General features: G+C 41.1%; 22 protein-coding genes and 1 pseudogene. 17 read left to right on the top strand and 6 right to left on the bottom strand.

All coding sequences use genetic code 11. From position 1 onward, the window contains the following. Positions 1-141 precede the first annotated feature (141 nt). From ssuD to RMY27_RS22230, 5 genes are all read left to right on the top strand, one after another. Positions 142-1302 (top strand): FMNH2-dependent alkanesulfonate monooxygenase, encoded by a 1161-nt coding sequence (gene ssuD, locus RMY27_RS22250; RefSeq protein ID WP_322666857.1) that lies wholly within the window; start codon positions 142-144, stop codon positions 1300-1302. Between the two features lie 27 nt (positions 1303-1329). Continuing rightward, positions 1330-1968, top strand: coding sequence for a carbonic anhydrase (locus tag RMY27_RS22245; protein ID WP_322666855.1), 639 nt, complete (start codon positions 1330-1332; stop codon positions 1966-1968). Further along, entirely contained in the window at positions 1965-2531 is a 567-nt protein-coding gene (gene ssuE / locus RMY27_RS22240; protein WP_322666854.1) for an NADPH-dependent FMN reductase, read from the top strand. The genes RMY27_RS22245 and ssuE overlap by 4 nt, the downstream gene beginning before the upstream one ends. 625 nt (positions 2532-3156) lie before the next feature. Beyond that, positions 3157-4494: an FAD-binding oxidoreductase gene (locus tag RMY27_RS22235; protein WP_322666852.1), complete on the top strand. Its 1338-nt coding sequence runs from the start codon at positions 3157-3159 to the stop codon at positions 4492-4494. A gap of 54 nt (positions 4495-4548) precedes the next feature. Next, complete coding sequence (locus RMY27_RS22230) at positions 4549-5904, top strand: (Fe-S)-binding protein (RefSeq protein ID WP_322666850.1); 1356 nt, start codon at positions 4549-4551, stop codon at positions 5902-5904. A 207-nt stretch (positions 5905-6111) separates the two neighbouring features. Here RMY27_RS22230 and RMY27_RS22225 read toward each other — a convergent pair whose 3' ends face one another. Both RMY27_RS22225 and RMY27_RS22220 read right to left on the bottom strand, forming a co-directional pair. Then, positions 6112-6291 carry a hypothetical protein gene (locus RMY27_RS22225; RefSeq protein WP_322666848.1) on the bottom strand — a complete coding sequence of 60 codons (180 nt, stop codon included), beginning with the start codon at positions 6289-6291 and terminating at the stop codon, positions 6112-6114. A gap of 147 nt (positions 6292-6438) precedes the next feature. Next, complete coding sequence (locus RMY27_RS22220; protein ID WP_190894962.1) at positions 6439-6759, bottom strand: 2Fe-2S iron-sulfur cluster-binding protein; 321 nt, start codon at positions 6757-6759, stop codon at positions 6439-6441. Positions 6760-6952: 193 nt separating this feature from the next. Here RMY27_RS22220 and RMY27_RS22215 point away from each other — a divergent pair, with 193 nt between their 5' ends. After that, complete coding sequence (locus RMY27_RS22215) at positions 6953-7168, top strand: hypothetical protein (RefSeq protein WP_322666877.1); 216 nt, start codon at positions 6953-6955, stop codon at positions 7166-7168. Between the two features lie 166 nt (positions 7169-7334). Here RMY27_RS22215 and RMY27_RS22210 read toward each other — a convergent pair whose 3' ends face one another. Continuing rightward, the gene (locus tag RMY27_RS22210) at positions 7335-7628 is read right to left on the bottom strand and encodes a hypothetical protein (RefSeq protein WP_322666875.1); all 294 of its coding nucleotides are present in this window, start codon (positions 7626-7628) and stop codon (positions 7335-7337) included. Then, entirely contained in the window at positions 7628-7963 is a 336-nt protein-coding gene (locus RMY27_RS22205) for a type II toxin-antitoxin system RelE/ParE family toxin (RefSeq protein WP_322666845.1), read from the bottom strand. Before RMY27_RS22205 ends, RMY27_RS22210 begins: the two co-directional genes overlap by 1 nt. Before the next feature lie 31 nt (positions 7964-7994). Here RMY27_RS22205 and RMY27_RS22200 point away from each other — a divergent pair. The 11 genes and pseudogenes from RMY27_RS22200 to RMY27_RS22150 form a co-directional block, all read left to right on the top strand. Then, positions 7995-8734, top strand: a pseudogene (locus RMY27_RS22200) (DUF4351 domain-containing protein); the annotation flags it as partial. Between the two features lie 303 nt (positions 8735-9037). Next, a complete protein-coding gene (gene acnB / locus RMY27_RS22195; RefSeq protein WP_322666843.1) occupies positions 9038-11668 on the top strand; it encodes a bifunctional aconitate hydratase 2/2-methylisocitrate dehydratase in 2631 nt (876 codons plus the stop codon). Between the two features lie 57 nt (positions 11669-11725). Further along, positions 11726-12172, top strand: a complete 447-nt coding sequence (locus tag RMY27_RS22190; RefSeq protein ID WP_322666841.1) for a DUF29 domain-containing protein — start codon at positions 11726-11728, stop codon at positions 12170-12172. 118 nt (positions 12173-12290) lie between these two features. Further along, complete coding sequence (locus tag RMY27_RS22185; protein ID WP_322666873.1) at positions 12291-12503, top strand: type II toxin-antitoxin system HicB family antitoxin; 213 nt, start codon at positions 12291-12293, stop codon at positions 12501-12503. A 214-nt stretch (positions 12504-12717) separates the two neighbouring features. Beyond that, positions 12718-12930, top strand: a complete 213-nt coding sequence (locus RMY27_RS22180; protein ID WP_322666839.1) for a type II toxin-antitoxin system HicA family toxin — start codon at positions 12718-12720, stop codon at positions 12928-12930. A 355-nt stretch (positions 12931-13285) separates the two neighbouring features. Beyond that, positions 13286-13705, top strand: a complete 420-nt coding sequence (locus RMY27_RS22175; protein ID WP_322666837.1) for an endonuclease domain-containing protein — start codon at positions 13286-13288, stop codon at positions 13703-13705. A 181-nt stretch (positions 13706-13886) separates the two neighbouring features. Next, on the top strand, positions 13887-14081 hold the full coding sequence (locus RMY27_RS22170; RefSeq protein ID WP_322666835.1) for a hypothetical protein: 195 nt from the start codon (positions 13887-13889) through the stop codon (positions 14079-14081). 26 nt (positions 14082-14107) lie between these two features. Next, a complete protein-coding gene (locus tag RMY27_RS22165; protein WP_322666833.1) occupies positions 14108-14317 on the top strand; it encodes a type II toxin-antitoxin system HicB family antitoxin in 210 nt (69 codons plus the stop codon). A gap of 586 nt (positions 14318-14903) precedes the next feature. Then, positions 14904-16517 (top strand): NAD(P)H-quinone oxidoreductase subunit 4, encoded by a 1614-nt coding sequence (locus RMY27_RS22160; RefSeq protein WP_322666831.1) that lies wholly within the window; start codon positions 14904-14906, stop codon positions 16515-16517. Between the two features lie 822 nt (positions 16518-17339). After that, positions 17340-17933, top strand: a complete 594-nt coding sequence (locus RMY27_RS22155) for a DUF4360 domain-containing protein (protein WP_322666829.1) — start codon at positions 17340-17342, stop codon at positions 17931-17933. Between the two features lie 159 nt (positions 17934-18092). Further along, positions 18093-18605, top strand: coding sequence for a hypothetical protein (locus tag RMY27_RS22150; protein WP_322666827.1), 513 nt, complete (start codon positions 18093-18095; stop codon positions 18603-18605). 331 nt (positions 18606-18936) lie between these two features. Here RMY27_RS22150 and RMY27_RS22145 read toward each other — a convergent pair whose 3' ends face one another. Continuing rightward, entirely contained in the window at positions 18937-19755 is an 819-nt protein-coding gene (locus tag RMY27_RS22145; protein WP_322666825.1) for a type 1 glutamine amidotransferase, read from the bottom strand. 63 nt (positions 19756-19818) lie between these two features. Beyond that, positions 19819-21156 (bottom strand): Mur ligase family protein, encoded by a 1338-nt coding sequence (locus RMY27_RS22140; protein ID WP_322666823.1) that lies wholly within the window; start codon positions 21154-21156, stop codon positions 19819-19821. Positions 21157-21392 lie beyond the last annotated feature (236 nt).

Here is a 21392-nt window from a genome sequence, read left to right as displayed (position 1 = left end):
TAATATACATTGGTTTGATAAAGATACCGGAGTTTTTTGGAAAACTTCTTGCTTGGTTCAGTAGAATATGTGATACTCTAAAAACTACAAGTAAAGCACGGTATTTCTATCGAATTGCCGGAGTTTAAAAGGACAGAATTCATGCAGCTACTATGGTTCATCCCAACTCATGGCGACGGACGTTACCTTGCAACTGCTACAGGTGGACGGGCAGTAAGCTTTCCTTATCTGCGGCAGATTGCCCAAGCAGTGGATGACCTTGGTTATACAGGGGCATTGCTGCCCACGGGACGTTCTTGCGAAGATGCTTGGATTGTAGCGTCAACGTTGGTATCACTAACGCGACAAATGCGTTTTTTGGTAGCGATTCGTCCCGGCTTGGTATCACCTGGAGTAGCGGCGCGGATGGCGGCGACTTTTGATCGCCTCTCTGGGGGACGCTTGCTGATTAATGTCGTGACTGGTGGCGATCCCGTGGAGTTAGCGGGAGATGGCTTGCATTTGGATCACGATCAGCGCTATGAATTAACAGATGAATTTTTAACAGTATGGCGAGCGATCGCTAGTGGAGAACAAGCCAATCTTCAGGGTGATTATCTCAATATTCAAGATGGTAAACTGCTGTTTCCACCCGTCCAAAAGCCATATCCACCATTGTGGTTTGGGGGTTCTTCTCCTGTTGCTCAAAAAATTGCTGCCAAGCACGTAGATGTCTATCTAACTTGGGGTGAACCACCGGCGCAAGTAGCCGAGAAGATTGCAGCAGTTCGCAGACTTGCAGAAATACAAGGCCGAACTTTGCGATTTGGGATTCGCCTACATGTAATTGTGCGCGAAACCGAGAGTGAAGCTTGGGATGCGGCGAATCAATTGATTAAGTATGTGGATGACGAAGCGATCGCTAAAGCCCAAAAAGCTTACGCCCGGATGGATTCAGTTGGGCAACAGCGAATGACTCAATTACACCACGGTAATCGTGAGGCATTAGAGATTAGCCCGAACCTGTGGGCGGGAGTCGGTTTAGTTCGGGGTGGTGCGGGAACAGCCTTAGTCGGCGATCCCCAAACCGTAGCTGCCAGGATATTAGAATATGGAGATTTAGGTATTGAGTCCTTTATCCTCTCTGGCTATCCCCACCTAGAGGAAGCTTATCGAGTTGCAGAACTTCTATTTCCCCATTTGCCATTAGAAAATTTACCCACAGTGGAGAAGCAACACATCTTAAGTCCATTCGGCGAGATTGTGGCAAATGAAGATTTCCCTAAGCAAAAGCTTCAAGAAAGAGCAACGTCCATATCCTAGTAGTTATGAACTAGGAGATTAATAGCTATGCTGCACCAACAAATCGACCAAAAAATCTCAGAAAAAGAAGCGTGTGTATTGCGTCGTCAGTTGGGAATACCTAACAATAAACGCTTGTGGGTGCTAGCTTGCATGGATGAACGTTTACCAGTGGAGAAAGCATTAGGAATTGGTGAAGGAGATGCTCATATTTTCCGTAATGCTGGGGGCTTAGTTACAGATGATGCAATTCGGTCAGCGATGTTAACTACACAGTTTTTTGGCACAAAAGAAATCATCGTCATTAATCATACCGAATGTGGCATGATGACAGCATCAGGAGACTTTCTCAGTGAGGTATTGCAAAATCAAGGTATTGACGTAGATCGAGTTAGTGTCGATCCTGCTTTGCCAGAATTGAAGCTACCAAAAGGCGTTTTTTCCAAATGGATCAAAACCTTTACCGATGTGGATGAAATCTGCACACAGCAGGTGGAATTACTGCGGAATTCTCCTTTAATTCCCCAAGATGTAGTTATTCATGGCTACATATGGGAAGTAGAGAGTATGAGTTTGCGCCATCCTTACAAACGCTTGAGTGAGAAAGTCAACACAGCATCAGCTATGAATACCAAAACCACAAAACATACTGAACCCGTTTTAGAAATTGGGAGTTTAATTGAATGACAAATATTTTAGCGATCGCAGGTAGCCCAACCCATCCATCTAGAACCTATGGTGTTGTCGAATACACTGCCCAGCTTTTACAGCAAGAAGGGTTGCACGTAGACATTATTTCAGTTCGGGATTTGCCTGCTGAAGATTTAGTTTTTGGACGATACGACAGCCCTGCTTTAGAACAGCCAAAAGCTTTATTAGCAAAGGCAGATGGTGTGATTATTGCCACCCCAATTTACAAAGCTGCTTACACAGGAGTGCTAAAAACATTTCTAGATTTGCTGCCACAAAAATCATTAACAGGTAAACCTGTGTTACCAATTGCTCTGGGTGGAACGATCGCTCATTTATTAGCAATTGAATATGCCCTAAAACCTGTGTTATCTGAATTAGGAGCGCGGCATATCCTCGCTACTGTTTATGCAGTAGACAAACAAATTCAACGCCAAGCCGATAACAGCGTTCTGTTAGATGAGGAAATTGAGCAAAGACTCAAAGACGTTCTCAAGGAATTTGTTAAAGCTGTAGAATATGATGCCGCAGCACCTCAAGAATTGGTTCATGCCAATTAAATAATCAAGTTTATACCTCCGTTTGCTCGTAGCAGAGGGGTAATTTTTACCCATCTGTTACTTTTTTTAAAGTTAATCAGATCCACATAACTTTACTTTCAGAAATTGCACTTTTATTGCAATATTAAAATTATTTATAGCCTACACTCATACTTATCTCTCAACTTCTATAGTCTATTCAAATAACACCGCTATAATTGATAATTTTTCTACAAAATATCTTGTATATATGCAAATTGTCTCCTAACTCTACCTGTAGTAGATGAGTTAAATTTACTCATCTACTACTTTCTCCACTTAAATTTCAAAGTTTATCAACAAATTCACAAAATTATAGGTTGGATAAGGCTAATACCTTACCCAACCAAAGTGCGATCGCTGTTAATACAAGAGCATCATAACTTTATTTAGCTTTAACAAAGGCGGTAAAAAGTTTATTGTAAATGAGTAGCGATCGCTTGAAAAACAAACTTTCTTTTATTTGGCGCTAATTACGAGCTGTCGTTGGCGCAACCAGCCGTAGGAACCGCTTTTCATATTAAAAGCCACCGTATATTAATGGCAATGTGCTTTTTTGGCCAGGTTAGCCAGTAAATTAGAAGTAGGGCGTAAAAAAATAAACTCAATGAAAGCGATGTCTAACGACAAGCCGCAAGGCATCTGCGCTTCTGAACTTGCGTCTATCGTCGGTGAAGAAAATGCTATTTGCCTTTGGGGAAATATCGAACTCAGTCAGCAAAAACGTATCCAACAAGCTATAGCTTCTGGAAATTCACCCAGTTGTATTGTCTATCCCCGCAGCCAAGAACAGCTAGCCGCAGTCATTACCACAGCTCACGCAAATAACTGGCGCGTCCTTCCCTGTGGTAGTGGGAGTAAACTTAGCTGGGGTGGTTTAGCAAAAAGCATTGATGTTGTAGTTAGTACAGAACGCATCAACCAACTGATTGAACACGCCGTTGGCGATTTGACTGTCACCGTAGAAGCTGGGATGAAGTTCTCTGATTTGCAAGCACTTTTGGCAAAATCGCGGCAATTTCTTGCCCTTGACCCCACAGCACCAGAGTCAGCAACCATTGGCGGTATTGTTGCCACAGGTGATACAGGTTCTCTGCGGCAACGTTATGGCAGTGTGCGCGACCAGTTACTAGGTATTACCTTTGTCCGTGCTGACGGAGAAATCGCCAAAGCTGGGGGAAGAGTAGTTAAAAATGTCGCCGGATATGACTTGATGAAGTTGCTTACGGGGTCTTATGGCACATTAGGCTTTATTAGTCAACTAACCTTTCGCCTGTATCCGCTAGCCGAGGCATCGGGGACGGTGGTACTAACTGGGAAAGCTGAGGCTGTATCTCAAGCGGCTGATATCCTTCGGGGTTCGGCGTTAACACCAGTTCAGGCTGATTTGCTATCAACTAAATTGGTGTCTAGTTTAGGATTGGGTGAAGGGCTGGGATTAATTGCTCGCTTTCAAAGTATTAGTGAGAGTGTTAAGGAACAATCAAACCGAGTTTTGGAAGTTGCACAAAAGTTAGGGTTAAATGGGGCAATTTTTGCCGATGATGATGAAGCTAATCTATGGCAGAGATTGCAGGAACGAATACATAGTACTGCTACAGAATCTGTAATTACCTGCAAAATAGGAGTGTTACCTACTGCTGCTGTGGAGATTTTGACTCAGGTGGAGTTGGGTTTAATTCATATTAGTAGTGGTTTAGGTTTGTTACAATTAGAGAGTAAAAATCAAGTTTTGAAAATCCGCGATCAGCTAGGCTCTGCTGTAAGCTCTCGCACTCAAGCGAATAAAGGTTTTTTAACAATTCTGTCAGCACCAGTTGGGGTTAAAGAACAAATAGATGTTTGGGGTTATACGGGGAATGCTTTACCGTTGATGCGCCGTATTAAGGAACAGTTTGATAGTAAGAATATTTTAAGTCCTGGTCGGTTTGTAGGTGGAATTTAAGAACGAACCGCGAAGGACTCGAAGGATGCAAAGGAAGAGGGGAAAAGTAGAAATATGCAAGTTTCAGATAATTCTGTTAATAATACGGCTAGTTTAAAAAATTTAAAGGGGTTTGATGTTAATCATCCACCTGATCCGAAGTTGATTGATAGTTGTGTACATTGTGGATTTTGTCTCTCAACTTGTCCCAGTTATCGGGTGCTGGGTAAAGAGATGGATTCTCCTAGAGGACGTATCTATTTAATGGATGCAATTAACGAGGGTGAGATTGCTCTAAATACGGCAACGGTAGAACATTTTGATTCTTGTTTGGGCTGTCTTGCTTGTGTGAGTACTTGTCCTTCGGGGGTGCAATATGACAAATTAATTTCTGCAACTCGTCATCAAGTTGAACGCAATTATCCCCGTAGTTTACCAGATCAATTTTTTCGTCAACTGATATTTTCTTTGTTTCCTTATCCTAACCTTTTACGGGTTTTATTAGTTCCGTTATTAGTTTATCAAAAGTTAGGCTTTGCTAAATTATTTCGGGCTACGGGTTTACTAAATAAAATATCGCCCCGTTTGGCAGCAATGGAATCAATTCTGCCAGAAATTACTCTCAAATCTTTTCAAGATAATTTGCCTACTGTGATTCCTGCTAAAGGTGAAAAGCGGTATCGAGTCGGGGTAATTTTGGGTTGCGTCCAACGCCTGTTTTTCTCCCCCGTAAATGAAGCCACAGTGCGCGTTTTAACAGCAAATGGTTGTGAAGTTGTGATTCCCAAATCTCAAGGTTGTTGTGCGGCACTTCCTGAACACCAAGGACAAACAGAACAGGCGCAAGCTTTAGCAAGGCAGATGATTGATAGTTTTGCCAAGACAGATGTCGATTTTGTAATTATCAATGCTGCTGGTTGCGGTCATACTTTAAAAGAGTACGGTCATATTTTAGAAGATGACCTAGAATATCGGGAAAAGGCCAAGGATTTTGCAGCGAAAGTTAAAGATGCTCAAGAGTTTTTGGCAACTGTTGGGTTAACAGCAAAACTTTCACCCCTGACAGATAAACCCTTGAATTTAGTTTATCAAGATGCTTGTCATTTATTGCATGGACAAAAGATTAGCGTCCAACCGCGTCAGGTGTTGCGACAAATTCCAGGGGTAAAGTTGAGAGAACCAATAGATGCAGCTTTATGTTGTGGTAGTGCAGGGGTTTATAATATGCTGCAACCAGAAGTTTCTGAAGAATTGGGTCGGCAAAAAGTAGAGAATTTGTTGAATACTGGTGCTGAGTTAATTGCTTCTGCTAATCCTGGGTGTACTTTGCAAATTACTAAGCATTTGCAGTTGCAAGGTAAGAAAATTTCAGTTATTCACCCGATGGAGTTGTTAGATTATTCGATTCGCGGTGAGAAATTGAAATTGTAAACGTTTGCTAGCTACGTTGTGCATTTATATTTTGCTAGCTACGTTGTGCATTTATATTATGTCCGGTGGCTGTTATCCTGTCTAAGCGAAAACTTAATTAGAGAGATATCTTACCGTAAATTAGAAGCCATAAACTTCTAACTCTGCCAGTGACAGTTTTGGATTTTAGATTTTTTCATCAATCCAAAATCCAAAATTGAATTACTCCTAACTACCGACTTTAGTCACCACGGCTTCAACTGTAGCTTTTTGTTCGTCAACGTCCACGGAAGTAACTGCCCAACGCAGAGGTTCGCCTTGTTTCTTTAACTCTGTTTCAATTACTTCTAGTAACTCTGCGGGAGTTTCTTGTAAATCAATTTCTGCGGTAATAAAATGAGTTGTCATTTTGGTAAATCCTGTTAATTTCTAGTTTCTAGAATAGCTGATTTCATCTGCAATGAAATACTTGTGTAACTTATCAGATTTGGTAATCTCCGTGAACAGTTATTCAGTTATGAATAATCATCCGATATACTGATAACTGTTCGCTGATTATTTGCCTTTGCCAAATTGTAACTGATAAAGTACATCTTCTTTTTCCGTCTGAATTTTCAAATCAGAAAGGGGTTTGGCAATACAAAGCAATACGTAACCTTGCTTTTGCAAATCTGGACTAACGCCCATACCATCAGTTTGATCCACAGTTCCCTCGCTTATTTGACCAGCGCAAGTTGTGCAAACACCTGCATTACAAGAACTCGGCAGTTCCAAACCAGCAGCATCGGCAACTGATAAGATCGTTTCATTTTCAGGAACTTGCAAGGTATGAATTTTGCCTTGGTGATCAATTTCTACGGTGTAAGTTTTGGGCATATACAAAAGAAGCGTGATGCAACGGACAAATGTATTAGTTTATCTGAATTAGTTAAAAATATCCAGATGTTACTATAAAAATTTAGATAAAAGATCAATAATTATAGCAACTAATTCTGAACAATTTTTAGATTAGTAACATTATTTACTATATAATACACAAATAAATTAGTTAAATTTGCTTACTATAAATATGCGCGTAGGCGTAGCCCGCCGTAGGCATCGCGTTTCTTTAGAGACTGTATCTGTAAGTGTGTCTTTTGGCATTGGTTCGATGTCTTGGAAAGTTGACACCACACAAAAGAAGGCGGCTTGGTCGCTGTATGTAGAATTGGTGACGCGCATTGCCCCTTTGGGCCTACGTTCCTCAACCCAACCTACACAGTTTAAGTTTTTTGGCCCTAACTGAACCGTATTAAATTGCAAATTGCAAATTGCGTTAGCCCATTGCGTTAGCGCAGCGAAAAGCATTTTCTAGGAGAGGCTTGTCCTGCCGCTGCGCGAACGCCAACGGCATGGCTTGTCTACGATAGGCTGCGCCAACGCTTAGAGCGACGAAGGAGCGTCATTGCAAATTATAACTTTACTTTTACTGCTAAATGTAACCCTAAAACATCTAACAAAGAATTTAGACTGTAAAACTCAATCTCTCCTTTTTCGGATAGCATCTGGTCAAGTTTATTGTAGAGTTCCTTGACTTGTGCAGAAAGCTGATCAATTCCACCATGCGCTTCTATGACATTTTTTAGCGCCTTACTCAACATTTTTGGATCGCCTTCTTCTAAAACAACTTCAATATAAGCTGCTGCTTCTAGTGGATTTTTTAAGTCTTGAATCAGTTTTTCATGATAGCTTGTACTTTTAGGCATCATCTATCTCTACTTCTGTAGTCTTCCCAATATTCCTTGGCTTTAGCAATATCTTTATCTTGAGTACTTTTATCGCCACCACACAAAAGAATAATAATTGTTGACCCTTCCTGTCCAAAGTATATGCGGTAGCCAGAACCATAGTCTATTCTAAGTTCAAAAACACCATCACCAACTGATTTACAATCACCTAAATTACCCTCCTCTACTCGGTCAAGCCTTGCTCTGATTTTAGCCTTTGCTTTTCTATCTCGCAGAGAGTCAAACCACTCAGAAAAAATATCTATACCGTCAAATCTTAAATAATTCCTGATTTCTTTTGGCTGAACTTCCATGTTGAAATTTTTCCAAATGCCCGATCGCATTATCATTGGTTTGTTAGGGAGATTTGCCCAACAGCCTGCAATTATAGAACCATACCGCAATCCAGCCTCTACCGATGAAATCTGCGACTGTATTCTCAAATTATTAGAAATCAAGGCTCTCTTACGACGAGAAGCTAAAGCCAATAAAACCAAACTTCAGGACCCGAAATTACAAAATTGTGGATTCTTACACCTACTATATCTGAAACTAGATTATCTAGCTTTGGAACTATGCAAAAAGCAGGTTGGTTATCGGGAGTACATTTTCTTCCAGATGCGTTGCGAACAGCAATTGTAGCAATACACCAACTACCGCAAACACCAGAGAGATTATGGTTAAGGCTTTTAGGTAGGGGAAGTGTGCAGTCACAAGCGATTATCGAGTTGCAAGCGTTACCATTAGATCATCCATACCAGAAAGCAACTCTTGAATTAGTTTACAACTTGCGCGAAAACTTGAGAGTAAACCAAGAATTAGAAGCAGATGATAGGGAGTTAATTATGCGATTAGAACCACTTTATCAACGAGACAGAGAACAAGCCAAAGAAGAAGGAAGGCAAGAAGGAAAGCAAGATTTAATACTGCGTTTACTCAATCGCCGTATTGGTGAGATTGATACATCATTAATCGAGCGAATTCAATATTTATCGATTGAACAATTAGAGAATTTAGGAGAAGCATTGCTAGACTTTTCTAACGTCGCTGATTTAGAAACTTGGTTAAACCAACAATCAATCTAATTTATTAATACACCTGGCGACTAGAAGTCGCGGCTATACAGACTTGTGTTGAGCGGAGTCGAAATACGAAACCCACCTCCGTGGGTTAAAAATTCTTGATTTACTCTTAGTCCACGGAGGTGGACTTTCTTTGTGTAGTAGCGAATTCTATTCACCTCATACTTTTCTTTCAGTATAAAAAAACCTGCTAATAACCGATTACCAGTAAGGCTTTCATCATAAAAGTAAGCTAAACTTTTATAGCCAAGTATTGCCTAAAAATTTCATAATTGAAGATAGAACATCCCAATGGAGAACATAAAAATGCTAGAACAATATCGGAAACACGTTGCCGAAAGAGCAGCACTCGGTATTCCCCCTTTACCATTGGATGCGAAGCAAACCTCAGAATTATGTGAATTACTGAAAAATCCGCCAAAGGGTCAAGAGGATATATTATTACATTTATTGCGCGATCGCGTTTCTCCTGGTGTCGATCCAGCAGCTTATGTCAAAGCTGGATTTCTCACTGCGATCGCCAAAAAGGAAATCACCAGTCCCTTGGTTTCGCGCATAGAAGCGGTGCAATTGCTGGGCACAATGGTAGGTGGTTATAATGTGCAATCTTTAATCGATTTGCTGCAATGGCCCACTGTATCTGTCTCAGGCTCATCTGAAACACCTTTAGTAATGGGTGGACAAGGAAAGGAACCCATCGCCGCTTATGCCGCCAACGCTTTAAGCAAAATCCTCTTGGTATATGATGCCTTCCACGATGTTTTAGAGTTGTCTAAAACCAATCCTTTCGCCAAACGGGTGATTGACTCTTGGGCGGAAGCTGAATGGTTTACCCTTCGCCCCACAGTTCCAGAAGCGATTACTGTCACCGTTTTTAAAGTTCCTGGCGAAACCAATACCGACGATTTATCCCCTGCCCAAAGCGCCACAACTCGCCCAGATATTCCCTTACACGCCTTAGTGATGTTAGAGTCACGGCAACCGGGAAGCTTGGCAACCATTGCCGAACTGAAGAAAAAAGGGCATCCTGTAGCTTACGTGGGAGATGTAGTTGGTACAGGTTCCTCGCGTAAATCTGCCATCAACTCAGTATTGTGGCATATGGGAAATGACATACCTTTTGTGCCAAACAAACGCGCAGGGGGTTATGTTTTAGGTGGTGCGATCGCGCCAATTTTCTTTAACACAGCTGAAGATGCCGGTGCTTTGCCTATTCAGTGCGATGTCACCAAACTCGAAACCGGCATGGTAATTACCATCCATCCCTACAAAGGCGAAATCACCAACGAAGCAGGCGAAGTCATTTCCACCTTTACCCTCAAACCTGACACCATCCTCGATGAAGTCCGCGCAGGTGGACGCATCCCCCTACTTATTGGACGTACCCTTACCGACAAAACTCGTCTTGCACTTGGTTTAGAACACAGCACCGTTTTCACCCGTCCCCAGCAAGCCTTTGATACAGGCAAAGGCTACAGCTTGGCACAGAAAATGGTAGGTAAAGCTTGCGGATTACCTGGTGTGCGTCCCGGCACATCTTGCGAACCCATCATCACCACCGTTGGTTCTCAAGATACCACAGGCCCCATGACGCGCGACGAATTGAAAGAACTCGCTTGTCTTGGTTTCAGTGCAGACTTAGTAATACAAAGTTTCTGTCACACAGCAGCTTATCCCAAACCAGTAGACATCCAAACCCATCACGAACTCCCCGATTTCTTTGCTTCTCGTGGCGGCGTTGCCCTCCGTCCCGGTGATGGTATCATCCACTCCTGGTTAAACCGGATGCTGCTACCCGACACCGTGGGAACTGGCGGCGACTCTCACACCCGCTTCCCCTTGGGTATTTCCTTCCCCGCCGGTTCTGGATTAGTGGCCTTTGCAGCCGCCTTGGGTGTGATGCCTTTAGATATGCCAGAGTCAGTATTGGTAAGATTTAAAGGTGAATTGCAACCAGGTATTACCCTCCGCGATGTCGTGAATGCCATTCCCTACGTGGCAATTCAAAAAGGTTTGCTGACAGCAGAGAAGCAGAACAAGAAAAACGTCTTCTCCGGGCGAATTCTGGAAATAGAAGGTTTGCCAGATTTAAAAGTTGAACAAGCCTTTGAACTCACCGATGCTAGTGCCGAACGTTCTTGTGCCGGATGCACAATTAAGCTGAGTGTAGAGACAGTTTCTGAATATCTGCGTTCTAACGTAGCATTGCTGAAAAATATGATAGCACGGGGCTATCAAGATGCGCGTACCATGCTGCGCCGTGTGGCAAAGATGGAAGAATGGTTAGCAAATCCCGTATTATTAGAAGGCGATGCAGATGCCGAGTATGCCGAAATAATTGAAATTGATTTGAACGAAATTAAAGAACCAATTGTTGCTGCTCCCAATGACCCCGATAATGTTAAGTTATTATCGGAAGTTGCTAACGATCCAGTGCAAGAAGTATTCGTCGGTTCTTGTATGACTAACATTGGTCATTATCGGGCAACAGCGAAAGTTTTGGAAGGCGCAGGTGAAGTGAAAACTCGCCTGTGGATAGCACCACCAACGCGCATGGATGAACACCAATTAAAAGAAGAAGGTGTATACAGCGTTTTTGGGGCTGCGGGTGCTAGAACAGAAATGCCAGGGTGCAGTTTGTGCATGGGTAATCAGGCGCGAGTTGCTGATGGCACAACAGTATTTTCTACCTCTACCCGCAACTTCAATAATCGCATGGGTAAAGATGCGCGAGTGTATCTTGGTTCAGCAGAATTAGCCGCAGTTTGTGCCCTGCTGGGACGGCTTCCGACAGTGCAGGAATACTTGGATATTGTGGCGAGTCGAATTCATCCTTTTGCAGATGATTTGTATCGGTATTTGAACTTCGATCAAATCGTCGGTTTTGAGGATGAAGGGCGCGTGATTTCTAAAGAAGAGCAGGCGTTGTTAGTATAGTTTAATTAGGTGGGTGTTATGCCCACCTAATATTTAGCATTTCTAAGAGGAATATTAATGAATAATCTATCTTTTATCAACGAAAAAAATCTCTATGAACAAGACTTTTACTTGTGGACACAAACAATGGCCCAGCAGTTAAAAGAAAATAATTTTAATGAAATAGATATACCTAATTTAATTGAAGAAATTGAAAGCATGGGGAGAAGTGAAAAACGCGAGTTAAAAAATCGATTAATTGTGTTATTAATGCACTTGTTAAAATGGCAATATCAACCAGAGAAACGTAGTGAAAGTTGGCGCAGTACTATTTCTGAACAGCGTATTTGTATTGAAACATTATTAGAAGATAGCCCCAGTTTGCAACCTCTACTTGCAGAAGTATTTGAAGCTTGTTATCACAAGGCTCGTTTCAAAGCATCTGATGAAACAGGGATTAAATTAAATTTCTTTCCTCAAGAATCTCCTTTTACATTAGAAGAAACTTTAAAAAATAGTTATTAAGTTGAAAGAAGGAATGAATTTTTTATACCATAGTTTCAACAAAGCTTGATCTCAGCTTTTAGAGTATGCTAATATTATGTATAAACTTGAATATACTATCATGCAAAAACATTTGCATATGAAATTGCTGCAAGACTATACTAGTGTTGTTGCCCCTGATGACAACGGTACGTTCATAGCATATGTTCCTGCTATTCCCAGCTGCCATGCTTGGGGAAAAACCCCAGATGAAGCTTGGAGAGAACTTGCTTGTGTGTTTGAAATGATTCAGGAAGAATACGAAGAAGAAGGACGCTCACTTCCTTCTAATGTAGAACTTATCGTAGCTTAAGGTTAAATATCTATACTAAAAAATTGTTTACCTATAAACGTTACTGAAGCTGAAATAGTTAACAATAAGGTGTCAGCATGAGTATATGTTGACACTTAAATTAGTTGCTCTTAGAATTGACTCATAGCCTAGCTGAACCTTGACAATTGAATAGTGTGCTTGAAGAATGCGATGACTTCTAACCGTCCAGCAAAGTTAAACCCAAGGTAAAACTATGCCGCATAAGGTAAAAGTCATTGAGAAAGTTCTTAGCAATCTAGGCTTTGAAAAAGCTAAGAAGAAGTGTTCCCATGCTCGCTGGAGACATCCAGATGGACGAGCAACTACAGTTCCAAACCACGGTTGTAACGAGGTTGGGACTGGGCTATTTAAGAAAATCCTTAAGGATATTTTCATCACTGAAGATCAATTTAATGATTTAATTTAAATAAAAATATTATTTATTATACCCATTTATTAAAAACTTAAATAAATAATATATGAGGAGCAACAAAATGATGCAGTATTTGTAAATTTATCCTAGATTGTCTGGGTGAGTCTAGGAAGATTTGATAGAAGCATCATCTATCAAGCACACAAATAATCTACAAACCCCTTTCTTACCTTTAAGAGGGGTTTTTTTGTGTCTGCGCGATCGCACCTTCGTACTTCGCACACAGACCTAACCCCCCAACCCCCTTCCCTACAAGGGAAGGGGGAGAAATCCGGCTCCCCTCTCCGCTTCGGAGAGGGGCTGGGGGAGAGGTCATTCACATATAAACACCTATTTTCGTACTTTATAAATGGATAATCCAACACCCGAAGAACCCTATCCACTGACAAAAAAGGGAACTCGCAATATTGTAATCGGATACAAAGCAGACTTAGTTAAAGTGCAACGTGCCAAAGAACTTCGTCAGCAAATGACACCAGAAGAAAAAATTCTTTGGCAACATCTTCGTGCTAATCGCTTGAATGGTTTGCACTTTCGCCGTCAGCAGATTATCAATGGCTTTATTGCAGATTTCTATTGTCACGCAACTGCATTAGTGATAGAAGTAGATGGCAAAATTCATGAACAACAAGCCGAATATGATGCAGAACGGGACAAAGTTTTGTCAGCTAGGGGACTGCGTTTGTTGCGAATTAAAAATCAAGAAGTGAGACACGAACTTGATAAAGTTCTGATGCGTATTTCCACAGCTTGTTCTCAACAGACCTAACCCCCTAACCCCCTTCCCTACAAGGGAAGGGGGAAAAACCTGGCTCCCCTCTCCGCTTCGGAGAGGGGTTGGGGGAGAGGTCAATCTATGCGATCGCGATAAACTATTAAAATCTAATTATCTGACACCAAAATTTTCACAGGTGAATAGCAATTGATTTTTACACATAGGAATTACTAAAATGCTTGAAATTCACAAAAATTATCTTCTTGACGAAAATCAACAACCTATTGCCGTACAAATTCCTATCGCTGAATTTGAAAAAATTGAAGAAATTCTTGAGAATTACGGTTTAGCAAAACTCATGGAGGAAGTAGAGGAAGAAAAACCACTATCAAAAGATGAAGTCCTAAAATATTATCAATCACTAAAATAATAAAATGTGGTAAGTTGAAAACATTTATGGACTTCTACACAACAGTTTTGCGAAAGAGTGGGGGTTATTGGGTTGCTTTATGCTTAGAGAATGGACTGGTAGGACAAGGGATAAATCAAGAAGCAGCAATCAAGCAACTTAATGAAGCGATCGCCTCTTTTTTTGAAATCTATAAAGTCGAACCTAATATTTACCATGCTTCACTCACTATAGAAGAATTACATGAGTTTTTGTGAGTGGATAACACTGAATTAGGATGATACATCTTCGAGTTCAAGTAAGTTTACATAAAAGTGCATTAGGTAGCGCATCGTATACTTCGGATATTAATGGCTGTACGATCGCTATCTTACTAATTTTTTATACCAACCATAATTCATGTCTTCATCCCCGGATATACCATATAGTCTGGGACTTGCTGCAATTGATTAGACGAGATTCATACTTGTTAGTTATCCATTTTTCTCCACCCTGCCCAACGCTAGTTGGGAAGTGTTGGGGGTTAAGTCTATGAATCAACTTACTGGAGTTTAGACTAGATAGCCCTGACAATAGGGCTGAAGCAGGAAATGTAACTGTATTGTAACGGTGGCTTTAGCTGCTGTCCTTTGTTGACGTTGCAAAAGTTTACATTTAGAATGGAATCGTCAAAAACTGATAAGTATTTATTCTTATCTATCCTGATAATTCGACATTCAATGAGTATAAATTCTTATCTATACCAAAAATCTAATATTCTATAGTTAAAGAATGTTTACAAAAGTATTGATTCCTTAATATAATGAAATCAAAAGCGATAAGCCAAATTGATTGTCAGAAGTGATGAATGCTATAGAATTTCCCTGGCTAACAACCATAATCCTCTTACCCTTGGTGGCTACCCTAGCCATCCCCCTAATCCCAGACAAAGAAGGTAGAACTGTTCGCTGGTATGGTCTGGGAGTTGCGATCGCCGACTTTGCACTGATGATTTATGCCTTTTGGTATAAGTACGACTTCCAAAGCTCAACACTCCAACTTGTAGAAAACTATCCTTGGATACCGCAGTTAGGTTTGCATTGGGCGGTGGGGGTTGATGGTTTATCGATGCCCTTACTGCTTCTGACAGGCTTAATAAATACCCTCGCAATATTCGCGGCTTGGAAAGTTACCACCAAGCCGCGATTATTTTATGGTTTGATGTTAGCGATGTACAGCGCTCAACTTGGCGTATTTGTTGCCCAAGATTTGCTGTTGTTCTTCCTAATGTGGGAAATCGAGTTAGTGCCGGTTTACCTGCTGATTTCCATCTGGGGAGGACAAAACCGTCGTTATGCCGCTACTAAGTTCATTCTTTACACCGCTGCTGCATCAATATTTATCTTGATTGCTGGTTTTGCAATGGCATTCTCTGGAGATACCGTCACTTTCGATATGGCGACTCTAGGAATGAAAGAATACCCCAAAACCTTGGAATTATTGGTTTATGCAGGTTTCTTGATTGCCTTCGGTGTGAAGTTACCGATTTTCCCTTTACACACTTGGCTGCCTGATGCCCACGGTGAAGCATCAGCACCCGGTTCAATGATTTTGGCTGGTGTGTTGTTAAAAATGGGTGGTTATGCCCTCATCCGCTTCAATGTGGAAATGTTGCCTAATGCCCATGTGACTTTTGCCCCAGTGTTAGCAGTTTTGGGTGTGGTTAACATTGTCTACGGTGCTTGCTGTGCTTTTGCCCAAACCAATCTCAAACGCCGCTTGGCTTACTCTTCAATTGCCCACATGGGGTTTGTGCTGATTGGGATTGCCTCTTACACAGAGCTTGGTATCAGTGGTGCAGTGTTACAGATGGTTTCCCACGGCTTGATTGCTGCTAGCTTGTTCTTCCTCTCTGGCGTGACTTACGATCGCACCCACACCTTGATGATGGATAAAATGGGCGGTATGGCTAAGGTAATGCCCAAAACCTTTGCTCTGTTTACCATTGGTTCAATGGCTTCTCTCGCTTTACCCGGAATGAGTGGTTTTGTGGGTGAGTTGATGGTGTTTCTGGGTATCGCCAGCAGTGATGTTTACAGTTCCAGTTTCAAAGTTGTAGTCGTGCTGCTGTCGGCGGTTGGCGTGATTTTGACACCGATTTATTTACTGTCGATGCTGCGTCAAGTGTTCTACGGTGAGCAAAATCAGGAGTTGCACTTGGATGCTCTAATATCTGATGTCAAACCCCGCGAAATATTTATTACCGCTTGTTTGTTACTGCCAATCATCGGAATCGGATTTTATCCTAAGTTAGCAACGCAGACTTATGATGTGAAAGCAGTAGAATTAGCCGCCCATGCTCGTCAAGTTCTACCAGTTGTTGCTCATCAACAACCATCAAGTCTGTACTCGCGTATTTTCTCTGCACCAACATTGGCTACTTCTCAAGTTGAAAGTTCCATTAACATTTCTGAGTAAATTAACTTCCTGTTAAGGGGTCTGTAAGTAAATTCTAAATATTAGGAGAATAAAGGGGTGGTTTCATAACTACCCCTAAAATTTTGGAGCTATTGAGTTGAAACAGATTTTTAGGTAGGGCAATTCATGTAGACGCATTAGCAAAGCGTCTCATATAGAAGCGGCTTCCCGCACGGTATTGCCCTTACCTAAAAATTATTCAAATTTGAGAGTTCCGTCAATACTTAAGTTTTAATAAGCACCGTATTTCCTCACAAGTTCTTCACATTCTTTTTAATCAGATATCTTATATAATGACCAACTCTGTAGTTTTAATATTACTTTTGTTGATATTTCAGCAAACTACAGCCTGAATCCTGACAAAATTTAAGTTTTAATAAGCACCATGTTTCTTCACAAGTTCCTCACATTCTTTTTATAACTTCAAGATAGAGATACTCAACTATTGCAATTAATTAGCTTGAGAGTTTACAGCCTTCTTGCATTGGGGTATTTCGGCAAAAGCGAGACAAACTCTTTTGTTAGCAAAGGTATTGAAGCTTAATTCTACTTTTGCATCTATAGGAGAGTTCTCTCATGGATTTTACAGAGAAAATGCCATTATTTAATCTCAAGACTTTAGGCTATTACAGGTGAATCCTACGTCGTAGGTGATGCCATACCTACATTAAGTTAATTCCTGCCACAGTTAAAAACGATTTAGTTTCTAAATAAAGTAAACCTTCTAAAGATTTATCCTGCACTAGTTAAATAGTTGGGGGAGATGCATTTTGGCTGCATTTTCCATGAAAAAACAACTTTAACAACATAGGTACAATCAATATGAACTTTAAACAATTTGGTGTATTACTATCTCTATCTACAATTCTTGGCCTGAATGTGATTGCTACCAAGGTTTTGGCTGAAGAGCCTAGTATTACTTTTGGAGATGCACTCGGTTCTGGCGGATGTAGTGTTGCTGGTCAGCTTCCTGGAGATGATGGTAGAAGCTTATCGATCATCTTGGATAACATGAGTGCATTCAATGGTCAGCGTCAAAAGTGTATTTTACGTGTTCAAACTTTCATTCCAAGTGGTTTCATCGTCCAAGATGTACAAGTACTGTACCAAGGAAATACTGATATTGATAGAGGGAGTAAAGGTACCAGCTTAAGCAGAACTTATAGCTTTAGTGGTGGTGCTCTTGGTCAAGCCGTAGCTTCCCCTCAAACTACCAAGTTTACATCTAGTAAGGCATTTGCGGAGCAAGATGAGATTACTGTTCTAGCTGCTACAGGTTTATGTAGTGGTGGTGGGCAAGGACTATTAGGTATTAATATGATTGCACAATCCTCGCGAGGAAGTTCTATTTTCGTTGATACAGCCGATATCAATGCTGGGGATGTAAGGCTTTATTTTGACCTAAGACGTTGCTAGTCCTCGCTTTTAGCGATTCTGCGGATAGATGGTGATACACCGCACAAATTCCAAATTTAGTGGTCTTCAATGAGTGATGGGTCTAAATCCCCCACTCATTGAATCTACCGAATGTATTCTTCTTTAAGATTACAAATTTCTGTTGACGGAGAGTAAGTTATGTTGAAATTAAGTGATGCACGTAATTTTTTCATGTTAATATGCTTGTTTTTTTTCTATTGTTATGATGCCAATTCATCTAGCACTGCTACTGCAATAGACAACCAGCCAAAATTTTTGGTTAATAGGCGATGTAATATAAGTTTCGATCCGCAAATAAATCAGTTTACACTTAACTCTCCTATAACTGTAAATGCACAATCGCCAAGGGCTAGATGTATCGTTAGAATTAATACCTCTAATACTCAAAAGCAATTTAGGCTTGTGCCTTTAGCTTTAAAAGGTGTAGTCAAGAAAGCACCAGCACAAATAACCATCTCATCATTTTTAGTTGGCGATCAACCAACTCCATATCAAATGAACTATGGAAGTGCTATGAATTTTGATTTGACTAATCAAATACCTGCAACTAACTATACAACTACAGGAAAAAGTGTTTTAGGCGTTAATTTAGTATTAACAACAACCGGAGGAGAATTAGAGTTGACAGATATGAAGTTTGCACTTCAATAACAATAAAATGTGGTTTGAGTGCTTTTTTAATTTCCGAACTGATAAGCGATCGCTTCTTGAGGAAATGTGATGCTCCCATTATTCCTCATAAGCATTAGTTATAAAACAAGCAGTTTATGGTACTTTAGCCGACGGATTATTAGCGTAGGCACAGCTTACCGCAGGCATCGCCCTTTAGAAAAAACTTTTTGCTTTACTCTTTAACTCCAGTTGGTAGAAATGTTACTTGTTTAGCTAAGGCTTGAGTTATTTTGCCCTCTGCTTTATGTCAAATTTGACCTCTCTCAAACCTCTCCACAAAACGAGGAGAGGTTTAATCAAGGAACTGAAGTTAAACTGTCGTCGCAGCAGCACTTGGTAAACTCACTTTCAAGCGCTTAAACATCGCTTCTCGTGCTTGTACAGCGAGACTATCGTCAAAAGGTTCTAAGGTAATTTCCTGCTGATACTTTAGCCGCAGTGCTGTTTGAATTAACCAATCGGCGACGAAGGGATTTTTTGGTAACAAAGGGCCGTGGGAATAAGTAGCGATCGCATTCTGATAAAATGCTCCTTCTGTCCCATCTTCACCATTATTTCCCAAACCGTATACCACACGTCCCAAAGCTTCCACTTTTCCCAACTTGGTACGTCCGCCGTGATTTTCAAAGCCTACCAAATAAGGTGTGCTACCCGTCATCTCTTTTAAATCTCGCGCCAAACGTGAAGCTGTCACTTCAATTACCAAGTTACCAATACAGCGCTTAGTATTTTCGCCAGGATGCACGGAAACTAAATCGAGTATTCCCAAACCTTCAATCCGTTGCCCCAAACCTGGTTCATAATAATGTCCAAGTAATTGAGGGGAACCACAAGTAAATACTCCTGGTGTGCCATTTTCGATTTTATCGCGCATCGCGTCAGCTTTTGCACCTTGCAAATCACGCATGACAATTTCTTGCTGGCGGTCTTGTGCGCCACCACCAACTATAACATCTACAGTTTTAATATCTGCGGCTGTAGAATTTTGATCCAGGGGTAACACTTTAACATCGTATCCCCGCCACTCGGCGCGACGTTCTATAGTAATTACATTACCGCGATCGCCATAAGTACTCATCAGCGTCGGGTACAACCAACCAATTGTTAATTCCAAATTTTGAGAACTCATAAATTTAGGGAATGGGAAATGGGACGATTACAAATGACAAATAACCAATGACAAATGACAAATTTACAGAATTTTCCGACCAGTCAGAACTTCTCGCACTTCTAGCATGGCTGAGTAGGTAGGTAAAATATGCAGAGTTTCATTCTCTGGTGTATGCTCTAATGCAGTAGCGATCGCTTGTCGCAAATCTTCTTCGACAATTAAATTTAAGTTACTCTCAGGGTGCTTTTGGCTGTAACGTAAACGTAGTGCCATATCGTAGACGCGATCGCCACTCACTACTAAAGTCCCGCCGCGTTCGACTAATTTCTCGGTATCCACGTCCCAAATCCAGGATACATCAGTGCCATCGGGCGTGCGATCGTTCAATACCAGCAATGTGGTTTTATCTGTGCTTTGAGTAACTACGCGAATGGTTTCATTCGTTCCCACAGGATTTTTTGATAACAATATTCGCACTCGTTTCCCGTTAATTACTAAATCTTCCGCACGACCAAATGCAGCTTGGAAGGTATTAATAGTATCTCTGATTGTTACTTCATCAACTCCTAACTCAATAGCCGCAGTAGCAGCAGCTAAAGTATTGTATTTGTTGTACAAACCAACAAGAATTTGCGACCATTCACTACTTTCAAGAGTTGGTTTACTTTTACTAAAACCACACTTGGGACAAGTAAAATCTCCCAAATGAGACAAATAAACACCCTTGTAATCTAGGGAATGTCCACATTTGGGACAATAAATAGAATCAACAGCGTGAGGAATTGCTTCTAGATAATGTTCTGGTTCATTCAAGCCAAAGAATAACACCCGTTGAGGTAACTGTTGACCGAGGTTAGATAAAGTTGGATCATCAGCATTGGGAATTACCACTGTTTCTGGTGGTAGGGTAGAAATAACTTTTGTCCAACGCTTACTAATCGTGTCTACTTCACCGTACCTATCGAGTTGGTCGCGGAACAAGTTTAAACAGAGAATGATTCTCGGCTGGAGTGGTGCTAATACCCTTGGTACAATATTTTCATCAACTTCCAAAATGGCGTAATCAGTATTTAGCGTACCTAGTAAGTTGGTGCTTTCCAACAGCGCCGTCATCAAGCCATTTTCCAGATTTGCACCTGTAGAATTATGAGTGACACGAAAACCCTTGCGTTCTAATATCGTGCATAAAAGCAGCGCTGTAGTAGTTTTGCCGTTAGTACCAGCAATTAAAATCACTCCATTTTTAACTTGCTGACTCAATAATTGTAAGAGTCTGGGTTCAATGCGACGAGCAATCGAGCCTGGTAATACACTAGCAGCACCCAGACGGAGCGATCGCACTATAAAGGTCACACTCTTTGCCACTGACACCGCGAAACCCAATCGCAGTCTATCTATGAATTGTATTTTGTTTCCCACATCTGTACCCTAGTCTTCTGGCGGTTGCTAATTAAAAGTGCAAATTTAATCTTGTGAGTTTAGCGAATCCTGGCTTAAAAAGCCAGTATTGGCAATTTTAGATTTTGGATTGTTGCGCTACTTTAGCTCTGTTTTGACTTGCGCGTAGCGATACCAGCCACTTGCGAGAGATAATCTCAGTAGGCGTTATCTTAAAAAATAGTGCGTGGGCGTAATTACATATCAAGCCCAGTTGG

This window comes from Nostoc sp. DedQUE09, assembly GCF_034530915.1.
Taxonomy (GTDB): Bacteria; Cyanobacteriota; Cyanobacteriia; order Cyanobacteriales; family Nostocaceae; genus Nostoc.
Note: the sequence above shows the minus strand (reverse complement) of the source record. Positions and strands in the feature narration are given on the sequence as shown.